Annotated in this window: 24 protein-coding genes; 16 read left to right on the top strand and 8 right to left on the bottom strand. The window is 63.5% G+C overall.

Features of this window, described 5'->3' with window-relative positions; all coding sequences use genetic code 11:
* Positions 1-161: 161 nt before the first annotated feature.
* The 5 genes from NKI73_RS23115 (at position 162) to NKI73_RS23135 (ending at position 3819) form a co-directional block, all read left to right on the top strand.
* Positions 162-872, top strand: a complete 711-nt coding sequence (locus NKI73_RS23115; protein ID WP_352633121.1) for a hypothetical protein — start codon at positions 162-164, stop codon at positions 870-872.
* A gap of 137 nt (positions 873-1009) precedes the next feature.
* On the top strand, positions 1010-1333 hold the full coding sequence (locus tag NKI73_RS23120; RefSeq protein ID WP_352633122.1) for a hypothetical protein: 324 nt from the start codon (positions 1010-1012) through the stop codon (positions 1331-1333).
* A gap of 37 nt (positions 1334-1370) precedes the next feature.
* On the top strand, positions 1371-2036 hold the full coding sequence (gene msrA, locus NKI73_RS23125; RefSeq protein WP_352633123.1) for a peptide-methionine (S)-S-oxide reductase MsrA: 666 nt from the start codon (positions 1371-1373) through the stop codon (positions 2034-2036).
* A gap of 212 nt (positions 2037-2248) precedes the next feature.
* Complete coding sequence (locus NKI73_RS23130) at positions 2249-3238, top strand: BMP family lipoprotein (protein ID WP_352633124.1); 990 nt, start codon at positions 2249-2251, stop codon at positions 3236-3238.
* Between the two features lie 140 nt (positions 3239-3378).
* On the top strand, positions 3379-3819 hold the full coding sequence (locus NKI73_RS23135) for a GNAT family N-acetyltransferase (protein WP_352633125.1): 441 nt from the start codon (positions 3379-3381) through the stop codon (positions 3817-3819).
* Here the strand turns inward: NKI73_RS23135 and NKI73_RS23140 are convergent.
* Both NKI73_RS23140 and NKI73_RS23145 read right to left on the bottom strand, forming a co-directional pair.
* A complete protein-coding gene (locus NKI73_RS23140; RefSeq protein WP_352633126.1) occupies positions 3814-4206 on the bottom strand; it encodes a hypothetical protein in 393 nt (130 codons plus the stop codon). The two genes, NKI73_RS23135 and NKI73_RS23140, sit on opposite strands and share 6 nt — an antisense overlap.
* Positions 4207-4227: 21 nt before the next feature.
* Positions 4228-4437, bottom strand: coding sequence for a SlyX family protein (locus tag NKI73_RS23145; protein ID WP_056595051.1), 210 nt, complete (start codon positions 4435-4437; stop codon positions 4228-4230).
* 224 nt (positions 4438-4661) lie between these two features.
* Here NKI73_RS23145 and NKI73_RS23150 point away from each other — a divergent pair, with 224 nt between their 5' ends.
* From NKI73_RS23150 to deoA, 6 genes are read left to right on the top strand one after another with little or no spacing between them, the layout of a single operon-like run.
* Positions 4662-6194: an ABC transporter ATP-binding protein gene (locus NKI73_RS23150; RefSeq protein WP_352633127.1), complete on the top strand. Its 1533-nt coding sequence runs from the start codon at positions 4662-4664 to the stop codon at positions 6192-6194.
* A complete protein-coding gene (locus NKI73_RS23155) occupies positions 6191-7330 on the top strand; it encodes an ABC transporter permease (protein WP_352633128.1) in 1140 nt (379 codons plus the stop codon). The genes NKI73_RS23150 and NKI73_RS23155 overlap by 4 nt, the downstream gene beginning before the upstream one ends.
* A 1-nt stretch (position 7331) precedes the next feature.
* Positions 7332-8303, top strand: coding sequence for an ABC transporter permease (locus NKI73_RS23160; protein WP_352633129.1), 972 nt, complete (start codon positions 7332-7334; stop codon positions 8301-8303).
* Between the two features lie 53 nt (positions 8304-8356).
* A complete protein-coding gene (gene cdd, locus NKI73_RS23165; protein ID WP_013529630.1) occupies positions 8357-8749 on the top strand; it encodes a cytidine deaminase in 393 nt (130 codons plus the stop codon).
* 47 nt (positions 8750-8796) lie between these two features.
* A complete protein-coding gene (locus NKI73_RS23170) occupies positions 8797-9606 on the top strand; it encodes a purine-nucleoside phosphorylase (RefSeq protein ID WP_352633130.1) in 810 nt (269 codons plus the stop codon).
* Complete coding sequence (gene deoA, locus NKI73_RS23175; RefSeq protein WP_352633131.1) at positions 9606-10925, top strand: thymidine phosphorylase; 1320 nt, start codon at positions 9606-9608, stop codon at positions 10923-10925. The genes NKI73_RS23170 and deoA overlap by 1 nt, the downstream gene beginning before the upstream one ends.
* An 85-nt stretch (positions 10926-11010) precedes the next feature.
* Here the strand turns inward: deoA and NKI73_RS23180 are convergent, their stop codons facing one another.
* The 3 genes from NKI73_RS23180 to NKI73_RS23190 form a co-directional block, all read right to left on the bottom strand.
* Positions 11011-11574: a TIGR02281 family clan AA aspartic protease gene (locus NKI73_RS23180; RefSeq protein WP_352633132.1), complete on the bottom strand. Its 564-nt coding sequence runs from the start codon at positions 11572-11574 to the stop codon at positions 11011-11013.
* 221 nt (positions 11575-11795) lie between these two features.
* A complete protein-coding gene (upp, locus tag NKI73_RS23185) occupies positions 11796-12425 on the bottom strand; it encodes a uracil phosphoribosyltransferase (RefSeq protein WP_352633133.1) in 630 nt (209 codons plus the stop codon).
* A 143-nt stretch (positions 12426-12568) separates the two neighbouring features.
* The gene (locus NKI73_RS23190) at positions 12569-13540 is read right to left on the bottom strand and encodes an adenosine deaminase (RefSeq protein WP_352633134.1); all 972 of its coding nucleotides are present in this window, start codon (positions 13538-13540) and stop codon (positions 12569-12571) included.
* A 134-nt stretch (positions 13541-13674) separates the two neighbouring features.
* On the opposite strand from NKI73_RS23190, the gene ubiE reads away from it, so the two are divergent.
* The 3 genes from ubiE (at position 13675) to coaBC (ending at position 17659) form a co-directional block, all read left to right on the top strand.
* A complete protein-coding gene (gene ubiE / locus NKI73_RS23195) occupies positions 13675-14451 on the top strand; it encodes a bifunctional demethylmenaquinone methyltransferase/2-methoxy-6-polyprenyl-1,4-benzoquinol methylase UbiE (protein WP_352633135.1) in 777 nt (258 codons plus the stop codon).
* A gap of 70 nt (positions 14452-14521) precedes the next feature.
* A complete protein-coding gene (gene ubiB, locus NKI73_RS23200; RefSeq protein ID WP_352633136.1) occupies positions 14522-16096 on the top strand; it encodes a 2-polyprenylphenol 6-hydroxylase in 1575 nt (524 codons plus the stop codon).
* A gap of 93 nt (positions 16097-16189) precedes the next feature.
* The gene (gene coaBC / locus NKI73_RS23205) at positions 16190-17659 is read left to right on the top strand and encodes a bifunctional phosphopantothenoylcysteine decarboxylase/phosphopantothenate--cysteine ligase CoaBC (RefSeq protein WP_352633137.1); all 1470 of its coding nucleotides are present in this window, start codon (positions 16190-16192) and stop codon (positions 17657-17659) included.
* A gap of 113 nt (positions 17660-17772) precedes the next feature.
* Here the strand turns inward: coaBC and NKI73_RS23210 are convergent, their stop codons facing one another.
* On the bottom strand, positions 17773-18348 hold the full coding sequence (locus tag NKI73_RS23210) for an invasion associated locus B family protein (RefSeq protein ID WP_352633138.1): 576 nt from the start codon (positions 18346-18348) through the stop codon (positions 17773-17775).
* 330 nt (positions 18349-18678) lie between these two features.
* Here NKI73_RS23210 and NKI73_RS23215 point away from each other — a divergent pair, with 330 nt between their 5' ends.
* Positions 18679-18990: a hypothetical protein gene (locus tag NKI73_RS23215; RefSeq protein WP_352633139.1), complete on the top strand. Its 312-nt coding sequence runs from the start codon at positions 18679-18681 to the stop codon at positions 18988-18990.
* 127 nt (positions 18991-19117) lie between these two features.
* Entirely contained in the window at positions 19118-19588 is a 471-nt protein-coding gene (locus NKI73_RS23220) for an NUDIX hydrolase (protein ID WP_352633140.1), read from the top strand.
* 4 nt (positions 19589-19592) lie between these two features.
* Here the strand turns inward: NKI73_RS23220 and NKI73_RS23225 are convergent, their stop codons facing one another.
* Both NKI73_RS23225 and NKI73_RS23230 read right to left on the bottom strand, forming a co-directional pair.
* Positions 19593-20444, bottom strand: a complete 852-nt coding sequence (locus tag NKI73_RS23225; protein ID WP_352633141.1) for a citryl-CoA lyase — start codon at positions 20442-20444, stop codon at positions 19593-19595.
* Positions 20441-21625: a CaiB/BaiF CoA transferase family protein gene (locus NKI73_RS23230; RefSeq protein ID WP_352633142.1), complete on the bottom strand. Its 1185-nt coding sequence runs from the start codon at positions 21623-21625 to the stop codon at positions 20441-20443. Before NKI73_RS23230 ends, NKI73_RS23225 begins: the two co-directional genes overlap by 4 nt.
* Positions 21626-21638 lie beyond the last annotated feature (13 nt).

Raw genomic sequence — 21638 nt, forward strand, 5'->3', positions numbered from 1 at the left:
TCGAGGGCTCCGCAAATCACGAAGCCCCTCATGAATCACATTCGCATCCCATACGCACCTCCCGTTAACCCGAAGCGATTGCCCTAGCCACGAGGCTGGCCGTGCTTGACTTCGCCTCTGGCCATCTGTCGAGTGATCCAAAGGCTGTGCGGGGGCCGGACATGACGTCAAGCAGCGGGGAATCGGGATCGCCGGCCGGGCGGCCGGACAGCGGCCTGTCCTTCGTGCCGCCGGGTTGGCTCGCCTTGATCATGGCATGGTCAGCCTACGGCCTGATATCCGCCTGGCGGCTAGTGTGGGTTTACAGCCTGCCGGACGAAATCTTCTCCCTGATCTATGGCGGGCTCGCGGTCGACATCATCACCATTCTGTGGGGGCTTTATCTGCTCGGCCTCGCCTTCGGCCGCTCGGTGCGCTTCCCCCGCCAGTTCACCATCTGGCAGATCGCCACCATAGTCTGGCTGCTGGCGAGACAGGCCTATATGCTGTTGATGCCCGGTTTCGACCTCTCCGGCAGGGCGCTCGCCATCACCGCCGCCGAGATCGCCATCGGAATTCTCTGCATTTATCTTCTGCGCCGCGGTTCCGAAGCCGAGACCGTCTATACCAAGCCGGCAACCGAAGCACCGCCAGTCTTCGTTTCGATCGTCGCCGCCTTGCTCGGCATCATTCTCGGTGCGGTCATCGGCGCGGTGGGCGGCTTCGTCGCCGGCTCGATCATTGCCGATGCCACCGACATGGGCTGCTTCGAAGGCGCCTGCGGATACTTCACCGTGTTCATCGGCCTCGCCGGGCTGGTGGTCGGCGCCATCGCCGGCGGAATTTTAGCCGTCTGGCGTGTCCACCGGCGCAAACGCAAGCCGGTGGCTTAGGGCCGACCGGAGAAGGCGTGGCTTCAAATTCGCGTATGGCGATTGCGAACCAGGCATGCGCATTCTATCTCTCGTTTCGAAACGTGCCGGAAGGCCCTCGGGAGGAGCTTGAGGACTGATCCGGAGGAAGGTCTCTGATGTTTCGCTTCGTCTTCCGTCTTGCCGCAATGGTCGCGCTATCGATTTCCGTCATCATGGCGGTGCTCGACGTGACGCGCACCGTGGCGGCCTCGGCGCAGGTGCTGACCCCGCTCAACGCCAGTTGGCTGGCGGTATCGCCGGACACGCGGGCAGCCTTCGAAACCTTCATCCGAACCAACGCCAGTCCGTTGCTGTGGGACGGCGCCGTCGCCTGGGTGCTCAACCAGCCGGGCTTCGCCGTGTTCGCGGTGCTGGCCTTCCTGCTTTATGCGATCGGCTACAGGCGGCAACGGCGCACGGGACGGTTCGCCGCGAACTGATCCCTTTCCGCGTTCTACCCAGAGAGGAAAGCCGCGCATGTTCTTTCTCAGCGACATGCTGAACAAGAAGCTCAATCTGCCGAAGCCGTCCGAGGCGTTGCCGGGCCGCGCCAGGGCGATCCCGACCGCGCCAAGGCACAAGGTCTTGAAAAGGCCGCTCAAGGGTCCCTATCCCGAGGGGCTGGAGATGGCGATGTTCGGGCTGGGCTGTTTCTGGGGCGCGGAGCGGTTGTTCTGGCAGATCGAAGGCGTCTGGGTCACGGCGGTCGGCTATGCCGGCGGCTTCACGCCCAATCCGACCTACCAGGAAACCTGCACCGGGCTTACCGGCCATGCCGAAGTGGTGCTGGTCGTCCACGATCCCAGGATCGTCTCCTATGCCGCGCTTTTGAAGCTGTTCTGGGAAAGCCACGACCCGACGCAAGGCATGCGTCAGGGCAGTGATGTCGGCACCCCCTACCGCTCCGCGGTCTACACGAACGGTGATGCGCAATTGCGGGCGGCGAGCGCCTCGCGCGATACCTATGAGGCTACGCTGCGCGGCGCCGGCCACGGCAGGATCACCACCGAGGTCGCGCCGGTGCCAGAGTTCTACTTCGCCGAAGGCGATCACCAGCAATATCTGGCGAAGAACCCTTACGGCACTTGCAGCCTCAAAGGCACCGGCGTCGCTTGCGACATTCCGGCTGTTGCCTCCGTCTGAAGCCTTTGGCGCAGGGATCGAGCTGCGGCACCGCTTGCTCGCGCCATGCTTTTCCAAAAGGTCAAAATTCCGCGTGAATTTTGTTTCGGGCCGTGCCAGATTACCGCCGAGCGGGAGGGGAATACACTCCTGGCTGATGTCGCATGCCTGCCGGAGAACCGGGCCGGTATGCGGTGCATAACGGAAAAAATAACCGACAGGGTGTGGATCACATGAAACGTATCGTTCTCGGCCTCCTGGCCGCAACCGCAATGGTTCTTCCGGCTTTCGCCGCGGATGTCCAGCCGGCCATCCTCTATGATCTCGGCGGCAAGTTCGACAAATCCTTCAACGAGGCCGCCTATCATGGCGCCGAGAAGTTCAAGACAGAGACCGGCACGGCCTACGTCGAATTCGAGGTGTCCAACGCCTCGCAGCGCGAGCAGGCTCTGCGCCGCTTTGCCGAGGACGGCCGCAACCCGATCGTCATGGCCGGCTTCGCCTGGGAGGATGCGCTGAAGAAGGTCGCGGCCGAGTATCCTGACCTCAACTTCGCCATCATCGACGACGCCGTCGATTTGCCCAATGTCCGCTCGCTGGTATTCAAGGAGAATGAAGGCTCCTATCTGGTCGGCATCCTGGCGGCGATGGCATCGAAGTCGAAGAAGGTCTCCTTCATCGGCGGCATGGACATTCCGCTGATCCGCAAGTTCGAATGCGGCTATGTCGGCGGCGCCAAGTCGGCCGGCGCGACGGACGTCATCCAGAACATGACCGGCGACACGCCGGCTGCCTGGAACGACCCGGCCAAGGGCGGCGAGATCGCCAAGACGCAGATCGACCAGGGCTCCGACGTGGTCTATGCCGCGGCTGGCGGCACCGGCGTCGGCGTGCTGCAGGCCGCGGCTGATGCCGGCAAGCTTGGCATCGGCGTCGATTCCAATCAGAACGGCCTGCAGCCCGGCAAGGTGCTGACCTCGATGATGAAGCGCGTCGACGTTGCCGTCTACAACGCCTTCATGGACGGCAAGAATGGCACCTTCAAGGGCGGCCTGCAAAATCTCGGCCTCAAGGAGGGCGGCGTCGACTACGCCATGGACGACAACAACAAGGCGCTGGTCACCGATGAGATGAAGGCCGCCGTCGAAAAGGCCAAGGCCGATATCATCTCCGGCAAGATCGAGGTGCACGACTACACCGCCGACAACGCCTGCCCCTATTGAGCGGCACAAATATACAGCCATGATCTGCAAACCGCCGGGGGCAAGCCTGGCGGTTTTTGCCTTTTGCCAGACCGGAAAAACGTTCGTCGCTCCGTAGGAAACATCATTCCGGGACGCAGATGCAGCCGACAATCGAACCCATGAACGAGCGCGATGTGGCAGCCCTCGCGCAACTGCGCCTGGCCACCTTTTTCGAGGGAACCGGAAGGACCCTCGAGGAAGACGCTGCGGGGCTTCGCGGCTTGCTCGCCGGTGACGGCTTCGAGGCCGCATTCGTGGCCCGGATCGACGGCGTGCCGGTTGGGACATGCCTGCTGGTCCGCCACGAACTGGAGCCAGCGCATGATCTGACGCCATGGCTGGCCGGCTTGGTGGTCGATGCCGGGCATCGACGCCGAGGCATCGCTACCGCGCTGGTCAAGGCAACGGAAGCGCATGCGGCGTCACAGGGCGTCGAGACGCTTTATCTCTACACGTGGAATGCGCGTGGTTTCTACGCCGCTCTCGGTTGGGACACGGTTGAGATCTTTGGCCAGGACGGCGAGAGAATGGCGCTGATGGCGCGCCAGCCTCGCCTATAGCAGCTTCGCGAAGAGATAGCCGAACGCGAAGGCCACGATCAGCCCGGAGGCGACGACAAATCCGCGCCGCCCGCCAAGCGTGTGTAGGCCGATGCCGTACGGCCGCTGCGACAGGCTTCGGATCACTGTTGGCGGCCTGGCATCGCTCAGGCCAGAGGTGCGCATCTGCGGCAGGTCTCCAATGCGCTGCGTGATCTGCTTCCAGCGCTCTTCGCCCGCAGGTTCGGCACGGTCGAAGACATGCATGCGCTCGGCAAACTGCACGACCGCGTCGCGGAAGGCGGGATCGATCTCCAGGTCGCGCTCGGCCCGTTCGCGGTCGGCGTCGTTCATCAGGCCGAGCACATAGTCGCCTGCCCGCGCGATGCGATCGCTTTCACTGGCCATGGCGTGCACCCTCCCCTTTCCTCACCAGTGCGGCGGCTTGGTTACAGGCACGTCGTCTCCTGCCTGCTCCTCCAGCGCCAGGAAGCGGTCGGTCAGCGCATCGAGCTTGCGCTGCATGCGCTCGATCACCTTCCACTGCTCGGCGATCTGGCCGGACAGTTCCTCGATGGTCTTCTCTTGTTCGGCGGCGCGGATCTCCAGCGTCGTCAGCCGGTCGGCGGGCATGATCATTCAAATCCCCAGTCTTTCACCGCGATGTCTCGCACTACGTTGCGCAGCGATGCGAATGTCGGCTTTCCCATATTAGCGAATGTGAAGGCCCCGGCCACGTTGGAAATTGACAAGCGCACCGGGATTTGTCGAGAGTGACCCTGCTCCGGCCAATTGGCATGGACGGAGCGTCATGCTAGGCGTTTTGACCAAGCGATAAAAAAATTAAGAGTGGGACAGGCTGCATGGCGCAAGCCGCAATCGAGCTGATTGGCATCGACAAGAGTTTTGGCGCCGTGCGCGCCAACCGCGACATCAATCTGGAGATCGCGCGCGGCACCATCCACGGCATCGTCGGCGAGAATGGCGCGGGCAAGTCGACGCTGATGTCGATCCTCTATGGCTTCTACCAGGCCGACAGCGGCGAAATCCGCGTCGGCGGCCAGCCGGCCTCGATCAAGACCCCCAATGACGCGATCGCGCTCGGCATCGGTATGGTGCATCAGCATTTCATGCTGGTCGACAATTTCTCGGTGCTTGAAAACATCATTCTTGGCGCCGAAAGCGATGCGTTGCTGAAGCGCAGCATCGCCAAGGCGCGCTCCGAACTGGAGCGGCTGGAGCGCGAATACGGGCTGGAAGTCGATCCCGATGCGATCGTCGAGGAACTGCCGGTCGGCCTGCAGCAGCGTGTCGAGATCCTCAAGGCGCTCTATCGCGGCGCCGAGATTCTGATCCTCGACGAACCGACGGGCGTGTTGACGCCGGCAGAGGCCGACCATCTGTTCCGCATCCTCAGGCAGTTGAAGGACCAGGGCAAGACGGTGGTGCTGATCACCCACAAACTGCGCGAGATCATGGCCATCACCGACACGGTGTCGGTCATGCGCCAGGGCACGATGGTGGCGACGCGCGAGACCGCCAAGACCACCGTCGAGGAGCTGGCCGAGCTGATGGTCGGACGGCGCGTGCTCTTGAGGGTCGAAAAGGGCGAGGCGGAAGCCGGCGCTGTCAAGCTCGCGGTCAAGAACCTGACGGTCAAGGACACACGCGGTGTCACCATGGTCGACGACATCTCGTTCGATATCAGGGCCGGCGAGATCGTCGGCATCGCCGGCGTCGCCGGCAACGGACAATCCGAACTGCTCGAGGCGATTTCCGGCATCAGGCGTGCCGTCTCCGGCTCGGTCATGCTCGACGGCAAGCCGATCGACCTGACCGGTGCCGCCGACCCCGGCGAGCTTCGCGACCGCGGCCTGGCACACGTGCCGGAGGACCGCCATCATGTCGGGCTGGTGCTGGCCTTCGAGGAGAACGAGAATTCGATCCTCGGCTATCACGACGATCCCCGCTATTTGAAGGGGCCGTTCCTCAACATCGATGCCATCCGTAACGATGCCAAGGACAAGATCGCCAAATACGATATCCGGCCGGCCGATTGCCGGTTGAAAACCGCCAATTTCTCCGGCGGCAACCAGCAGAAGATCGTGCTGGCGCGCGAAATGGAACAGGACCCCGGCGTGCTGATCGTCGGCCAGCCGACGCGCGGCGTCGATGTCGGCGCCATCGAATTCATCCACAAGCGCCTGATCGCCATGCGCGACCAGGGCAAGGCGGTGCTGGTGGTGTCGGTCGAACTGGACGAGATCCGCTCACTCTCCGACCGCATCCTGGTGATGTTTGCCGGCCGCATCGTCGGCGAGCGCGGCCCGGAGGCAACCGAGGGCGAACTCGGCCTGCTGATGGCCGGCGTCGAGCATCAGGAGGCAGCGGAATGAGCACGCCCTACGCCAAGCTGCCGGCCTGGGCCGACTACGGCCTGATCCCGGTGATCAATCTGTTCGTTGCCTTCGTCGTCGCCGGCTTCGTCGTGGTTCTGGTCGGCGAAAACCCGTTCCGCGCCGCCGTCATCCTGGTCGAGGGCGCCTTCGGCAAGGGGACTGGCATTGCCTTCACCCTATTCTACGCCACGACTTTCATCTTCACCGGCCTGTCCGTGGCGGTTGCCGCGCATTGCGGCCTGTTCAACATCGGCACCGAGGGCCAGGCCTACATCGCTGGACTCGGCATCGCCATTGTCTGTCTGTCCTTTGACAGCGTGCTGCCATGGTGGCTGACATTTCCGCTGGCCATCGTCGCTTCGGCGGTCGTGGGCGCGTTGTGGGGACTCATCCCCGCCTATCTGCAGGCCAAGCGCGGCTCGCACATCGTCATCACCACCATCATGTTCAACTTCATCGCCGCCTCGATCATGGTTTACTTGCTGGTCGGCCCCTTGAAGCCGGCAGCGTCGCAAGCGCCGCAGACGCGCAACTTCCTCGCCGGCGCGGAATTGCCTAAGCTCAACTGGATCATCGAACTGTTCGGCGCCAAGATCCGTTCGGCACCGCTGAACATTTCCTTCCTGCTGGCGCTGGTCATGGCCTTCCTCGTCTGGCTGCTGATCTGGCGCACCAAGCTCGGCTACGAGATGCGCACCTACGGTCACAGCCCGAAGGCGGCACGCTATGCCGGCATTTCGGAAACCCGCATCATCATCACCGCCATGATGATCTCGGGCGCGCTCGCCGGCATGATGGCACTCAACCCGGTAATGGGCGACCAGCACAACGTCGCGATCGATTTCGTTTCCGGCGCCGGTTTCGTCGGCATCGCCGTGGCGCTGATGGGCCGCCTGCACCCTATCGGCATCGTGCTGGCGGCGATCCTGTTCGGCATGCTTTACCAGGGCGGCGCCGAGCTTGCCTTCGAGATGCCGGCGATCAGCCGCGACATGATCGTCATCATTCAAGGGTTGGTCATCCTGTTTGCCGGCGCACTCGAGCACATGTTCAGGCCTTACATCCAGGCGCTGTTCGCCTCGTTCAATCCGAGGTCGGTCGGCATGGAAGCGGTCAAGAGTAAGGGTGCCTGAGATGGATGTGTTCAACGCAATCGTCCAGACACTGGACTCGACCATCCGCCTCTCGGTGCCGCTGCTGCTGGCATGCCTCGCCGGCCTCTATTCGGAACGCGCCGGCATCTTCGACATCGGTCTCGAAGGCAAGATGCTGGTCGGTGCCTTCGCCGGCGCGGCGGCGGCTTCCGTGTTCCATTCGGCCTTTCTCGGCCTCGGCATGGCCATCCTGATCTCGGTCGCCTTTGCCATGATCCACGGCTTTGCCTCGATCACCCATCGCGGCAACCAGATCGTCTCCGGCGTGGCGATCAATTTCATCGCTGCCGGCTCGACCATCATCCTCGGCCAGGCCTGGTTCCAGCAAGGCGGGCGCACGCCGGCGCTGCAACCGGGCGAACGCTTCGAGGCCATCATTTGGGCCGGCGCCGATGCCATCCACAATGTGCCGATCATTGGACCGATCTATGCCGAGCTGCTGTCGGGCCACTCGATCCTGGTCTATCTCGCTTTCCTGATGGTGCCGTTCACCTGGTGGGTGCTGTTTCGCACCCGCTTCGGCCTGCGCCTGCGCGCCGTCGGCGAGAACCCGGCCGCCGTCGATACCGCCGGCATCTCCGTCGCCTGGCTTCGCTACCGAGCGTTGATCTGCACCGGCATCCTCACCGGCATCGCCGGCGCCTATCTGTCGATGGTGCAAAATGGCGGCTTCGTGAAGGACATGACCGCCGGCAAGGGCTACATCGCGCTGGCAGCCCTGATCTTCGCCAAGTGGAAGCCGGTCAACGCCATGTTTGCCTGCCTGCTGTTCGGCTTCCTCGACGCGCTGTCGATCCGCCTGCAAGGCTCGCCGCTGCCCATCATCGGCAAGGTGCCGGTGCAGTTCATGCAGGCGCTGCCCTACATCCTCACCGTCATCCTGCTCGCCGGCTTCATCGGCAAGGCCATTCCACCGCGCGCCGGCGGCGTGCCCTACGTCAAGGAACGCTGAGCCGGGCGGCTTTGTGCCGGGTTTTGGACACGATCATCGGAGAGAACACCTGAATGTCGCATGACCTGTTCGAGGCCGCCAAGGCTGCCATGGCCAAGGCCTATGCGCCCTATTCGAAGTTTCCGGTGGGCGCCGCCTTGCGCACCGAGGATGGGCGCGTCTTTACCGGTGCCAACATCGAGGTCGCCTCCTACCCGGAAGGCTGGTGCGCCGAGACCACAGCGCTCGGCCACTACATCATGGGCGGTGGCGGTAAGATCGTGGAAATCGCCGTTCTTGCCGAGCGCATGGCGAAATGCTCGCCTTGCGGCGGCTGCCGGCAGCGGCTGGCGGAATTCTGCCGGCCGGAAACCAAGCTTTATCTCTGTGACAATGCCGGCGTGGCCGAGACCGTTACCATGGGCGACATGCTGCCCTATGGCTTCCGCGGCGACATCTTGAAATGAAGACGTGGCTCAAATGAAGAATTGGCTGAAATGAAGAGCTGGCTCAAATGACGGAAAAGGCGCTGGATCATCTCATCGAAAGGCTGGACGGCCTGGCGCCGTTGACGGCGCTGGTGCTGGGTTCGGGCCTGGGCGGGCTGGTCGACCAGATCGAGGATTCGATCCGCATCTCCTATGCCGAGCTGCCGGGCTTTCCCAGAAGCGGCGTCACCGGCCATGCCGGCGAAGTGGTGGCGGGGCTGTTTGCCGGCGTGCCGGTGCTGATGCTGTCCGGCCGCGCCCACTACTATGAGCACGGCGTTGCTGCGGCGATGCGCCCGGTGCTGGAAGTGCTTGCCGGCATCGGCATCACGAAACTGATCCTCACCAATGCCGCCGGCTCGGTCGATCCGGACATGCCGCCGGGTTCGGTGATGCTGATATCGGACCACATCAATTTCTCGGGCAGCAATCCGCTGATCGGCGAACCCAGCGACCGCCGCTTCGTCGGTCTCACCGAAGCCTATGATGCCGGCATCCGCAAGGCCATCGAACGGGCGGCGAAAGCGACCGGCACCACACTGCACAAGGGCGTCTACATGTGGTTCTCGGGGCCATGCTTCGAGACGCCGGCCGAAATCCGCATGGCGCGCATCATGGGCGCCAACGCGGTCGGCATGTCGACCGTACCCGAGGTCATTCTCGCCCGTTTCCTTGGATTGCGCGTCGCCGCCTGTTCGGTCATCACCAATTTGGCTGCCGGCATGACTGGGGCCGAGCTCTCGCACCAGGAGACCAAGGACATGGCACCGGTTGGCGGCGCGCGGCTGGCAACGATCCTGCAACGCGTGTTCCGCGACGGACTGCTGGAGAGCTGATGCTTCCGCAGGAAATCATCCGCCGCAAGCGCGATGGCCTGAGGCTGTCGGAGCAGGAGATCGCCGGCTTCGTCGAGGGCGTGACGTCAGGGGCCGTTTCGGACGGTCAGGTCGGTGCCCTCGCCATGGCGGTGTTCTTCAACGGCATGAGCCGCGACGAGGCGGTGGCGCTGACGCTCGCCATGCGCGATTCCGGCGACGTGCTCGACTGGTCGGACCTGCCCGGCCCGGTCACCGACAAGCATTCGACCGGCGGCGTCGGCGACAATGTCTCGCTCATGCTGGCGCCGATCGTCGCCGCCTGCGGCGCTTATGTGCCGATGATATCAGGCCGTGGCCTTGGCCACACCGGCGGCACGCTGGACAAGATGGATGCCATCCCCGGCTATGTCAGCCAGCCCGATATCGCGCTGTTTCGCAAGGCGGTGCTTGAAACCGGCTGCGCCATCATCGGCCAGACCGCCGACCTCGCGCCCGCCGATCGACGGCTCTATGCGATCCGCGATGTCACCGGCACGGTCGAATCGGTGCCGCTGATCACCGCTTCGATCCTGTCGAAGAAGCTGGCGGCCGGGCTGCAATCGCTGGTGCTCGACGTCAAGGTCGGCAACGGCGCCTTCATGGAGAAGTCGCGCGACGCGACCGCACTGGCCAACAGCCTGGTCGAAATCGCCAATGGTGCCGGGCTGAACGCCTCGGCGTTGATCACCGGCATGAACGAGCCGCTGGCGTCGGCCGCCGGCAACGCCGTCGAGGTGCGCAATGCTGTCGATTTCCTCACTGGTCGGTTTCGCGACCATCGGCTGGAGGACGTGACGCTGGCGCTGGCCGCCGAAATGCTGCAGTCGGCGGGGCTGGTGTCGTCCAACCAGGATGGCATGCGGCGCGCCACCGAGACGCTCGCCAGCGGCCGCGCCGCCGCCACCTTCGCACGCATGGTGGCCGCGCTTGGCGGTCCCGCCGATTTCATCGAGAAGCCGGAAAAATATCTGCCAGCGGCTGCGACCGAATTTGCCGTCAAGGCGACCGCAAACGGCTTCGTCACCGGCATAGCCACCCGCGACATCGGGCTCGCCGTGGTCAGCCTGGGAGGTGGACGCACGCGGCCGGACGACAAGATCGACCCTGCGGTCGGCATCACCAGGCTGTTGCCTATCGGTGCGGAGGTCAGGCTCGGCGAGCCGCTGGCATTGGTCCATGCCCGCTCGTTGGCCGATGCCGAGGCCGCCGCCGCCGCCGTGCTTTCGGCCTATACGGTCGGCGCTTCGAAGCCGGCGGCCGACAAGTCGGTCATCCGGCGGATTCTGCCGCGCGGCTGAGCAATTCCAGGAAAAGTGTGTAACGGTTTTCCCGGGAAAAGCGCATAGCGCTTTCCCTTGGGAATTGCGGAAAACAAATAGGACTTTACTGGACGAGCAGCAGCGCGCCATTCTCGGCCTGGTATTTGCTGAGCCGGTTGAGGAAGCTCATGCCGATCAGATTGGTGCGCAGCGCCCTGTCGTCGAGCACGATGGTCTGGACATCGTTGACCGTGATGTTTCCGATCTGCAGGCGGTCGATCATTGCCACGGCCGCCTTGATGGTGCCGTTGGCGGTGCTGACTTCGTGGTTGAAATCGGAAGCGTTCAACGACAGGCCGATCCTGCGTGCTGTCGAGGTGTTGATGGCGACCAACGTGGCGCCGGTGTCGATCAGGCCGTCGATCTGACGTCCGTTCAGCTTGAAGGCCGACGAGAAGTGTCCACGCTCGTCTGCCGCAACGACCACCTTGCGGCCCATCGGCAACGGCGCCACCGGCTTGTCGGGGACCGATGCCAGGTTGACGTTCGGTTGGGCTCCGGCCGCCTGTTTGCCCGGCACCGTCGATTTCAGCAGGTTTTCGACGAATTGCGGATTTGCCTGATACACGATCGGTATCGATGCCGACGTGCCGGCGAAAACGCCGAGGATAAGAAGTTTGCGCAGCATGGACCGGCCTCGCCGCATGACCCCGAAAATCGGGATCGATTTTCGGAAAGGGTCATGCGCAAAATCAAAGTGCTACAGCGTCATTTGCGCGTCCGAATGGTCGCGCGGCGCTGTAGTGAGCCGATCCTTAAGCCCGGATGGTGTTTGCCGCTTTAACACGCGCCAAAACCCCGCCTTTGCGTAAATATTTGGTAAATCGTACCAGGCAACTTTGGCTGGTATTATTTGGTCCCGTACATGCGATCACCGGCATCGCCGAGGCCGGGCATGATGTAGCCCTTCTCGTTGAGCTGGCGGTCGATTGAAGCGGTGAAGACGGGAACGTCCGGATGCGCCTTTGTGAAGCGCTCGATGCCTTCGGGCGCCGCCAGTAGGCAAAGGAAGCGGATGTTGGTGGCACCGCGCTCTTTCAGCTTGTCGATCGCCGCGATCGCCGAATTGGCGGTCGCCAGCATCGGGTCGACGACGATGACCAGCCGGTCGCCGAGATCGCTCGGTGCCTTGAAGAAATACTCGACCGCTTCCAGCGTTTCGTGGTCGCGATAGAGACCGACATGGGCGACGCGGGCCGCCGGCACCAGGTCGAGCAGGCCTTCCAGCAAGCCGTTGCCGGCGCGCAGCACCGAGGCGAAGACCAGCTTCTTTCCCTCCAGCGTCGGCGCTTCCATGGTTTCCATCGGCGTCTCGATCGTCGTGGTCGTCAGTTCGAGGTTGCGAGTGACCTCATAGCCAAGCAGCAGCGATATTTCGCGCAGCAGCCGGCGGAAGCCCGCCGTCGAGGTTTCCTTCTTGCGCATGATGGTCAGCTTGTGCTGGACAAGCGGATGGTCGATGACGGTGACGCCCTGCATAATGTGCTCCGAGCCGCGATGGAAAGTGGTGAATGGTGAATAGTGAATAGTGAATGGGTTTGCGAGTCTTTTGCGAGATGCGGAAAGGTGACGCTTGACAGGCAGACAGGGCCTCCCACCATTCACCATTCACCATTCACCATTCACCTCTTCGCATCGAGCCGGGCAAGAAGTGCTGTCTTGGTCTTTTTGTCGACGAAAGCGGCTTCGATGGCTGTACGGGTAACGGCGGCCAGCGCCTTTTCGTTCATCGAGAAATGCTCGGCGGCAATGTCGTATTCGCGCTTCAGCGAGGTCCAGAAATACGGCGGATCATCGGAATTGAGCGTCACCTTGCAGCCGGCCGCCTGCAGGGACGGAAACGGATGGTCGGCAAAACTGTCGAACACCTTGAGCGCGATGTTGGAGCCGGGGCAGCATTCCAGCACGACGCCCTCGTCGGCGATGCGCCGGACAAGGTCCGGATTTTCGATGGCACGCACGCCATGGCCGATGCGCGACGGGCGGATATGGTCGAGCGCCGCCTGGACGGTCTCCCAGCCTGTCAGTTCGCCGGCATGGATAGTGATGCCGAGCCCGGCCTCGCGGGCGATCTCGAAAGCCCTGACATAATCCTCCATCTCGCCGATGCGCTCATCGCCGGCGACGCCGAAACCGGTGACCAGCGGGTGCCCGCAACGCGCCGCGAAACGCGCCGCCTGCTCGATCGACTCGACGCCGACATTGCGCACGCCGGTAACGATCATGCGGCCCTCGATGCCGGTCTTGGCCTTGGCGCGGGCCATGCCTTCGCCAAGCGCGTCGGTATAGGCCTTAGGCGACAGCCCGGCCTTCCTGGCATGGTCCGGCGAGGTGAACACCTCGGAATAAATCGCCCCGTCGCGGGCAAGGCTGGTCAGATAATGATCGGCCAGCCGCGCATAGTCCTCCTCGGTCCGAAACAGATCGGAGGAAAAGTCGTAAGCGGCGAGGAAGGACGTGAAATCGTGCCAGACGAATGAACCGTTCTGGATATAGGGCGAGGTGTCCTTGCCGTATTTCTGCGCCTGGCGGATGACGAGTTCTGGCGACGCTGCCCCTTCGATGTGGCAGTGCAGTTCCGCTTTCAAAGGCATTCAAACATCCCGTCGGTCAGTCCAGGTCTCGAAAACCCGCCACCTGGAAGCGCGGCTGAACACCGCGCCTTAAACAATAGCGCCCGCACCATCGATCGGCTATGGTCCCGCCGGTTTTATGACGGATCAAAAAAATGTCAGTTGAGAGAACCACGGCCGCGGGCGGCATGGAAACCTCCTATGGTTTCAAGCGTGTAGGGGCTGGCGACAAGCAGTCCCTGGTCAACGATGTTTTCCACAAGGTCGCCAACCGCTACGACCTGATGAACGATCTGATGTCGGCCGGCCTGCACCGGCTGTGGAAGGACGCCATGGTCACCTGGCTCAATCCTCCAAAAAGGATCGGCTGGCGCGTCCTCGACGTTGCCGGAGGCACCGGCGACATCGCCTTCCGCATCGTCGATGCCAGTCATGGCAATGCCCATGCCACCGTGCTCGACATCAATGGCTCGATGCTCTCCGTCGGCCGCGACCGGGCCGAAAAGAAAGGCCTGTCCGGCAACACCGATTTCGTCGAGGCCAATGCCGAGGAACTGCCCTTCCCTGACGCCGCATTCGACGCCTACACCATCGCTTTCGGCATCCGCAACGTGCCGCGCATCGACGTCGCGCTCAGCGAAGCGTTCCGCGTGCTGAAGCCGGGCGGGCGCTTCCTGTGCCTGGAATTTTCCGAAGTCGAGATGCCGCTGCTCGACAAGGCCTACGAAGCCTGGTCGTTCAATGCCATTCCGAAGATCGGCAAGATGGTCACCGGCGACGGCGAGCCCTATTCCTATCTGGTCGAATCGATCGCCAGGTTCCCCAACCAGCAGAATTTCGCGACGATGATTTCCCGCGCCGGCTTTGATCGCGTTTCCTTCCGCAACTATTCCGGCGGTATTGCCGCGCTTCATTCGGGCTGGAAGCTTTGAGGCCGGGGGGCATTTCTCACATTCGACATGCGCTATGCCGGTTCGAAGAGCCGGCAGGACGGGCGCGGCCATGAGCACCGTCAGCGCTGGATTTCGGCTCATGCGGGCCGGCTGGGTGCTGGTGCGCGAGGGCGTCGTTGCCGCCTTACCCGGCGAGGAACTGTCCGGCCTGCCGAAGTTCGGCTGGCGGCTGGCGCGGCTGTTCACCCGCCGCCGCGCGCTTGCTTATGAGCGCAGCGACCGGCTGGCCAAGGCGGTCGTCCGGCTCGGTCCCTCCTACGTCAAGCTCGGCCAGTTCCTGGCGACACGGCCCGACGTCGTCGGCAACGACATGGCGCTTGATCTCGCCATGTTGCAGGACAAGATGCACACCTTTCCGAAGGCCGAGGCGATAGCGGCTATCGAGACTTCGCTCGGGCGCAAGGTCGGCGATCTCTACGCGCAATTCGGCGACCCGGTCGCAGCCGCCTCCATCGCCCAGGTCCATGCCGCCGACACCCTCCACGACGGCGTTGCCACTAAGGTGGCGGTCAAGGTGATCCGGCCGGGCGTGCGCCGCCGCTTCTTCCATGATCTCGAAAGCTATTTCCTCGCCGCCCGCCTGCAGGAGAAATACATCCCCTCGTCACGCCGGCTGCGGCCGGTCGAGGTGACCGAAACGCTGGCGCAGACCACCAAGATCGAGATGGATCTCCGCCTCGAAGCGGCCGCTCTCTCGGAATTGGGTGAAAACACCAAGGATGATCCCGGCTTTCGCGTGCCATCCGTCGACTGGGAGCGCACCGGCCGCGACGTGCTGACCATGGAATGGGTCGACGGCGTCAAGATGAACGACATTGCCGGCCTTGCCGCTGCCGATCATGATCTGAAAACCATCGCCGCCAACCTGATCCAGTCGTTTCTGCGCCATACGCTACGCGACGGATTCTTCCACGCCGACATGCATCCGGGAAACCTGTTCGTCGAGGCAAACGGCACCATCGTCGCCGTCGATCTCGGCATTGCCGGACGTCTCGGCAAGAAAGAGCGTCGCTTCCTCGCCGAAATCCTCTACGGCTTCATCACGCGCGACTATCTGCGCGTCGCCGAGGTGCATTTCGAGGCCGGCTATGTGCCGCGCCAGCACAATGTCGCGGCCTTCGCCCAAGCGATCCGGGCGATCGGCGAGCCGATTCACGGCCAGCCGGCCGAGACCATCTCGATGGCCAAGCTTTTGACGTTGCTGTTCGAGGTAACCGAACTCTTCGACATGGCGACCCGGCCGGAACTGATCCTGCTGCAGAAGACCATGGTTGTGGTCGAGGGCGTCGCCCGCACGCTCGACCCGGCTTTCAACATGTGGAAGACGGCCGAACCGGTGGTAAGCGGCTGGATCGCCGGCAACCTCGGACCGCGTAGCATGATGCTCGATGCGCGCGATGGCGCCAAGGCGCTACTGACGCTGGCCCGCCAGGCGCCCGAGCTTGCGGCGCGCACCGATCGGCTGTCGCGCGAGATCGACCTGATGGCCGAGCATGGCCTACGCTTCGATGAGACAACCGCTCACGCCATCGGCAAAGCCGAGGCGCGTTACAGCCGCTCCGGCCGCCTGGCGCTGTGGGTGATCGCGCTGACGCTGGTCTATATCGCCTGGAAGATCATCTAACGGCCAGTCGCTGATGGTTCGATTCCGCAAACTTGCGGCGGTTTGATTGCATTGCTATCATTGCCATCAATAGCCCCAACGAAGTGCAATCACATGGCCAGCATCACGATCCGCAACCTGGACGACGAGGTCAAGGAGTTGCTGCGCCGATTGGCGGCGGAAAACGACCGCTCCATGGAAGAGCAGGCGCGGGTCATGATCCGGGCCGCTGTCGAAGGGCAGATCGGCCCCATGGGTCGCATCGACCAGATCGAAAGAACGCTGCGCGAGTTGACCAGCGTGCACGGCGCGGCGACCCCGGCTAACGCGCCGGCAGACAAGAGGCTGCCGCGCGGCCTCTCCGGCAAGCGCATCCTGCTCATCATCGGTGGTGGAATCGCCGCCTATAAGGCGCTCGATCTGATCCGCCGGCTACGCGAGCGCGGTGCTGCGGTTCGGGTGGTGATGACATCGGCCGCACAGGAATTCGTCACCACGCTGTCGGTCGGCGCGCTTTCCGCCGACCATGTCTTCACCGAATTGTTCGACCGCAATGACGAGCACGATGTCGGCCACATCAGGCTGTCGCGCGAGGCCGACCTGCTGGTGGTGGCGCCAGCCACCGCCGACCTGATGGCCAAGCTTGCCAATGGCCACGCCAACGATCTGGCCTCCACCGTGCTCATCGCCACCGACAAGCCGGTGTTGATGGCACCGGCCATGAACCCCAGGATGTGGGCGCATCCGGCCACCCGCCGCAACCGCGTAACGCTGCAGAAGGACGGCGTTGCCTTCGTCGGCCCGGCCAAGGGCGAGATGGCCGAAAGCAATGAAGCGGGCGAAGGCCGCATGGCCGAGCCGCTGGAGATCGTCGCCGCCATCGAGGCCCTGCTCGATGTCAGCCCCAAGCCGCTGTCGGGGCGCAAGATCATCGTCACCTCCGGCCCGACGCACGAGCCGATCGACCCGGTGCGCTACATTGCCAACCGTTCGTCCGGCAAGCAGGGCCACGCCATCGCGGCAGCTCTGGCCAGGCTCGGCGCCGATGTGCGTCTCGTCTCCGGCCCGGTCGGTATTGCCGATCCCACCGGCGTGAAAACCATCCATGTCGAACGGGCGCAAGAGATGCGCGACGCGGTGGAACAGCTTCTGCCCGCCGACGCGGCGGTGTTCGTCGCCGCTGTTGCCGACTGGCGCACGGAGAATTCAGCCGGTGAGAAAATCAAGAAGGTCGCGGGCGAAGGGCCGCCGGTGCTGCGCATGGTCGAGAACCCCGACATTCTCGCCGGGATTGGCCATCACAGCCAGCGACCCGGGCTCGTGATCGGCTTCGCCGCAGAGACACAGGATCTCTTGCGCAACGCCGAGGCCAAGCTCCGGAAAAAGGGCGCCGATTTCATCGTTGCCAACGACGTGTCGCAGACCAGCGGCGTCGGTCCGTCGGGCGTGATGGGCGGCGATCGCAATCGGGTGCGGATCGTGTCGAAGGCCGGCGTCGAGGAATGGCCCGAGATGAGCAAGGACGAGGTGGCGGCGCGGCTCGCCGCCCTGATCGCCGAACGGCTGAAAACAATCGTCGTTTGAGCCGACGCAAAGACGTCATGCTGCTACATCAGCTGCGGTGACGCACCGCCCCTGCCGCGAAACGGCTTCAGGCGACGCGCTTCAGATCCTGCAGCTCTACATGACCTCTGCGGTCAATTGGTCAAAAGCTCAGCGGTTCGGGCAAGCGCGCCGGCGAAGCCGTTGAGCGGAATGGAAAAGCTCACCGCCTGTCCGGTGTCGGCCGCGAAGGCGTCGATCTTCAGAGTGGTGCCTGACTTCAGCAGCGGCGTGACGGTCGCATCGAGCGCCACCGGCACCAGACATCCGACGACCTGGCAGGTGTTGAATGCCAGGTTGCCGTCCAGCTTCTGGTCGTCGATGGACAGACTGACCCCCTTGGCCAACGCCAGCCCGAACGGCAGTGCAAGCGTTCCCGTGGCGTCCTCGCCGGTCTTGCTCGACAGCTCGATCGCCAGCAGGCGCTGGTTGGTTTGCTTGTTGAATTGCTGATGCGACAGACTGCAGGTCTTGGTCGCGCCTGATATCTGGCAATTGACCGTCCAATCGCCATGGGTTTCGGACAGTGCCGACGCGCCACCAGGCAGCTGCGGCGCATCGGCAGCGGGCGGCGCCGCCACCTTGTCGCCCTTGGTCTGCGCTGCCACGGCTGGCACACCGATGGCGCAGGCAACACCCAGCATCGCCACGAGATACGCGTACTTCCTCATCAAGATCCCTCCCGCCCGGCTCCGCCTCGGCCTTGAGAGACGCGCTGATCGCGTTCTGTTTAACCGTTTCGCCGAAGGCGCCATCATATCTGACGGACATGCCGACGCCATTGACGCCATTCAGCTCAAGGCCGGCGCCGATCCGATAGAGCGGCGAAACGACGGCTTCCGTCAAGTGCAATGCGGAGTTGCCAGGCAGATTCTAAGCCGCCGCCAAGGGTCATTCGGCGGTCGACAAGCCGATTTCGTTTCGATCGACGCCTGGACATGGCACAGCCGGACAGACGCCCCTATATTAAGGGCAGGATTTCATCACGCGGGAATGAGCGGATGTCAGCGTTTCGACCATCGACGATTTTCACATCGGCAATGCTGGCCACGGCAATGCTGCTGGTGGGCGTTTGCCTGCCCGCTTCCGCGCAAGCCCTCAATTCCGCCACCGGCAACAACGCGCTGATCCGGCAGAACGACCTGCAAATCCTGCAAAACAGGGTACAGCGACAGCAATATCAGCAGCAACAGCAGCAGTATCGTGCCCAGGACCGTCAGGTCGTTCGGCAACCACCACCGGTCGTGCAGCAACTCAAGCCAAGCTGCCAGACGCAGATAATCGGCACCACCGCCGTGAGCAATTGCCGCTGACATCCAGGCGTTTTTCATTTATTTAGCCGACTTATGTGTTCGTGGTGTCTTTCGGCACACGCGAAAGTTTTGGTTTTGCAACGATGCCCTGTCGCGCTATGCGGCATTGCATCGACTGGAATGACGAATGGCAGCCACCAAGAAAAAGGCCGTACGCAAGGCAAAGAAGGGCGAGAGTATCCGCCAGGTGGCGGCTATTCCCTTTCGGCTGAACGCGCGTGGCGATATCGAGGTGATGCTGGTCACGTCGCGAACCACCAGGCGCTTCATCGTTCCCAAGGGATGGCCGATGAAGGGCAAGAACGGACGCAAGGCGGCCACCATCGAGGCACAGGAAGAAGCCGGCGTGCTCGGCAAGACACTGAAGCAGCCGGCGGGCACCTATTCTTACTGGAAGCGGCTGGCCAACCGCTTTGTCCGCGTCGACGTCATCGTTTATCTGATCGAGGTAACGGAGGAACTGGCCGACTGGCAGGAAGCCAAACGACGCCAGCGGGCCTGGTTGGCGCCGGCCGACGCGGCCATGCTCATCGATGAGCCCGACCTTTCGACGCTGGTAAAAACGCTGAAACTTCCCGATCCGGTCGATCAGGCATAAAGCCTCACTCGTCTGTGTCATCTTCTTCTGGAAACGGCCGCACCGGCGTGCCGGTATAGGCCCACAACCACTCGCGCGGCAGCGGCCCCTTGTTTCGCTCGGTTTGCTGCGACTGCTCCCAGGCATGCGCCAGGATGCCGACCGAACGCGACAGCACGAAAAGCCCGCGCGTCAGCGGCGGTGGAAAGCCGAGTTCGCCATAGATGACGGCGGTGGCGCCATCGATGTTGAGCGGTATCTTTTTCCCCTTGCGCCGCGCGACTTCTGCCTCGATCGCCTCGGCGATGTCGGCGAAACGTCCGTTGACGACACCGCGTGCGGCAAATTCGCGGGTCACTTCCAGCAGCCGCGGCGCGCGCGGATCGACGGGATGGAAGCGGTGTCCGAGCCCCGGCACATAGCCTTTCTCCTCGGCGAAGAACCGGTCGAGCGGTGCCGAGACCGCTTCATTCAGCGTCATCCCGGCATCGATCGCCACGGCAATGTCACCGTAGAAGGAAAGCGCCTGTTCGCCGGCACCGCCGTGCACATCGCCGAGAACGTTGATGGCCGAGGCCATGGCGCTGTTGATGCCGACGCCGCAGGTTGCCGCCATGCGCGCGATGGCGATCGACGGCGCCTGCGGTCCGTGGTCGACGGCGGCACCGAGCGCAATGCCGAGCAGCGCGGCCTGATCCTCGCTGGGCAGTTCGCCGCGTAGCATCAGCCAGATCATTGCCGGAAAGCTGACGCGGCCGATCAGATCCTGGATCTCGTAGCCGCGCAGCCGGATGACACCCGGCCGCATCTCGACAATATCGGTCTGCCACCATTCCTCGCCGCGCTCACGGCCAGTCTTCTTCTCCGTGCCGCTCATGCCCGTGCCTTTGCCTTGGCGCGGGGTGGCAGGTCCGCGAACACCTCTCCCATATGCTCGCCGAGCGCCGGCGGCGGCTTCGTCGGCAGGGGTGCAACGCCATCGATCATGAAGCCGCCGCGCAGAACCGTCAGCGGCTCGTCCATGCCAGCCACATCATCAAAATTCGTGGTCACCTGGCGTTCGAGCACTTGCGGCTCGGCCAGCACTTGCGGGATCGTCAGCACCCTGCCGGCGGGCACGCCTGCACGGTTGAGCATCTCTTCCCAGTCTGCCGCCGGGGCACCTGCCAGGGCGTCCTCGATCTCGACTTTAAGCGCCGCACGGTTGCGTTTGCGCGTCTCGCGCTCGGCAAAGCGGGCGTCCCCGACCAGGTCCGGCCGGCCGATCAGCCGGCACAGCGTCACGAACTGTTCCTGCTTGTTGGCGGCGATGTTGAGCAGCCCGTCACCGGTGCGAAACGCGCCGGAGGGTGCCGCGGTCATGTTCTCATTGCCCATCGGTTGTGGATCGACACCCGCCGTCAGATAGTTGGAAACCGGCCAGCCAAGTGCGGAAAGCGTGCATTCGAGCATCGAGACGTCGAGAAAGGCGCCCTCGCCGCTCGTCTTCTGCCGCACCAGCGCCGAGGCAATGGCGAACGCGCCGACCAGTCCGCCGAGCGTGTCGGCGACGGGATAGCCAACCCGCAGCGGCGCCGTTTCCGGCGTGCCGGTGATGCTCATGATCCCCGACAGGCCCTGGATGATCTGGTCATAGGCGGGGCTGTCGCGCATCGGCCCGGTCTGGCCGAAGCCCGATATCGCGCAATAGATCAGGCTGGGACGGACCGCCTTCAGCGCCTCGTAGCCAAGGCCGAGCCGATCCATCACGCCCGGGCGGAAATTCTCCACCAAGGCATCGGCGCCGGCGACCAGATCAAGGAAGCGCTCGCGATCGGCCGGCTGCTTGAGGTCGAGCACCACCGATCGTTTGCCGGCGTTCTGTGCCAGGAACGAGGCGCCCATGCCGGCGCTGTTGAGCCTTGGCGAGCCGCCGAGCTGGCGCGCCAGGTCGCCGCCTTGCGGCGCTTCGACCTTGATTACGTCGGCCCCGAGCAGCGCCAGTTGATAGGCGCAATAGGGGCCGGCCAGGACGTTGGTCAGATCGAGGACGCGGATACCGGAAAGCAATTCGCTCATGACAGCTCAAATC

This window comes from Mesorhizobium sp. M0496 (genome assembly GCF_040321205.1).
Taxonomy (GTDB): Bacteria; Pseudomonadota; Alphaproteobacteria; order Rhizobiales; family Rhizobiaceae; genus Mesorhizobium.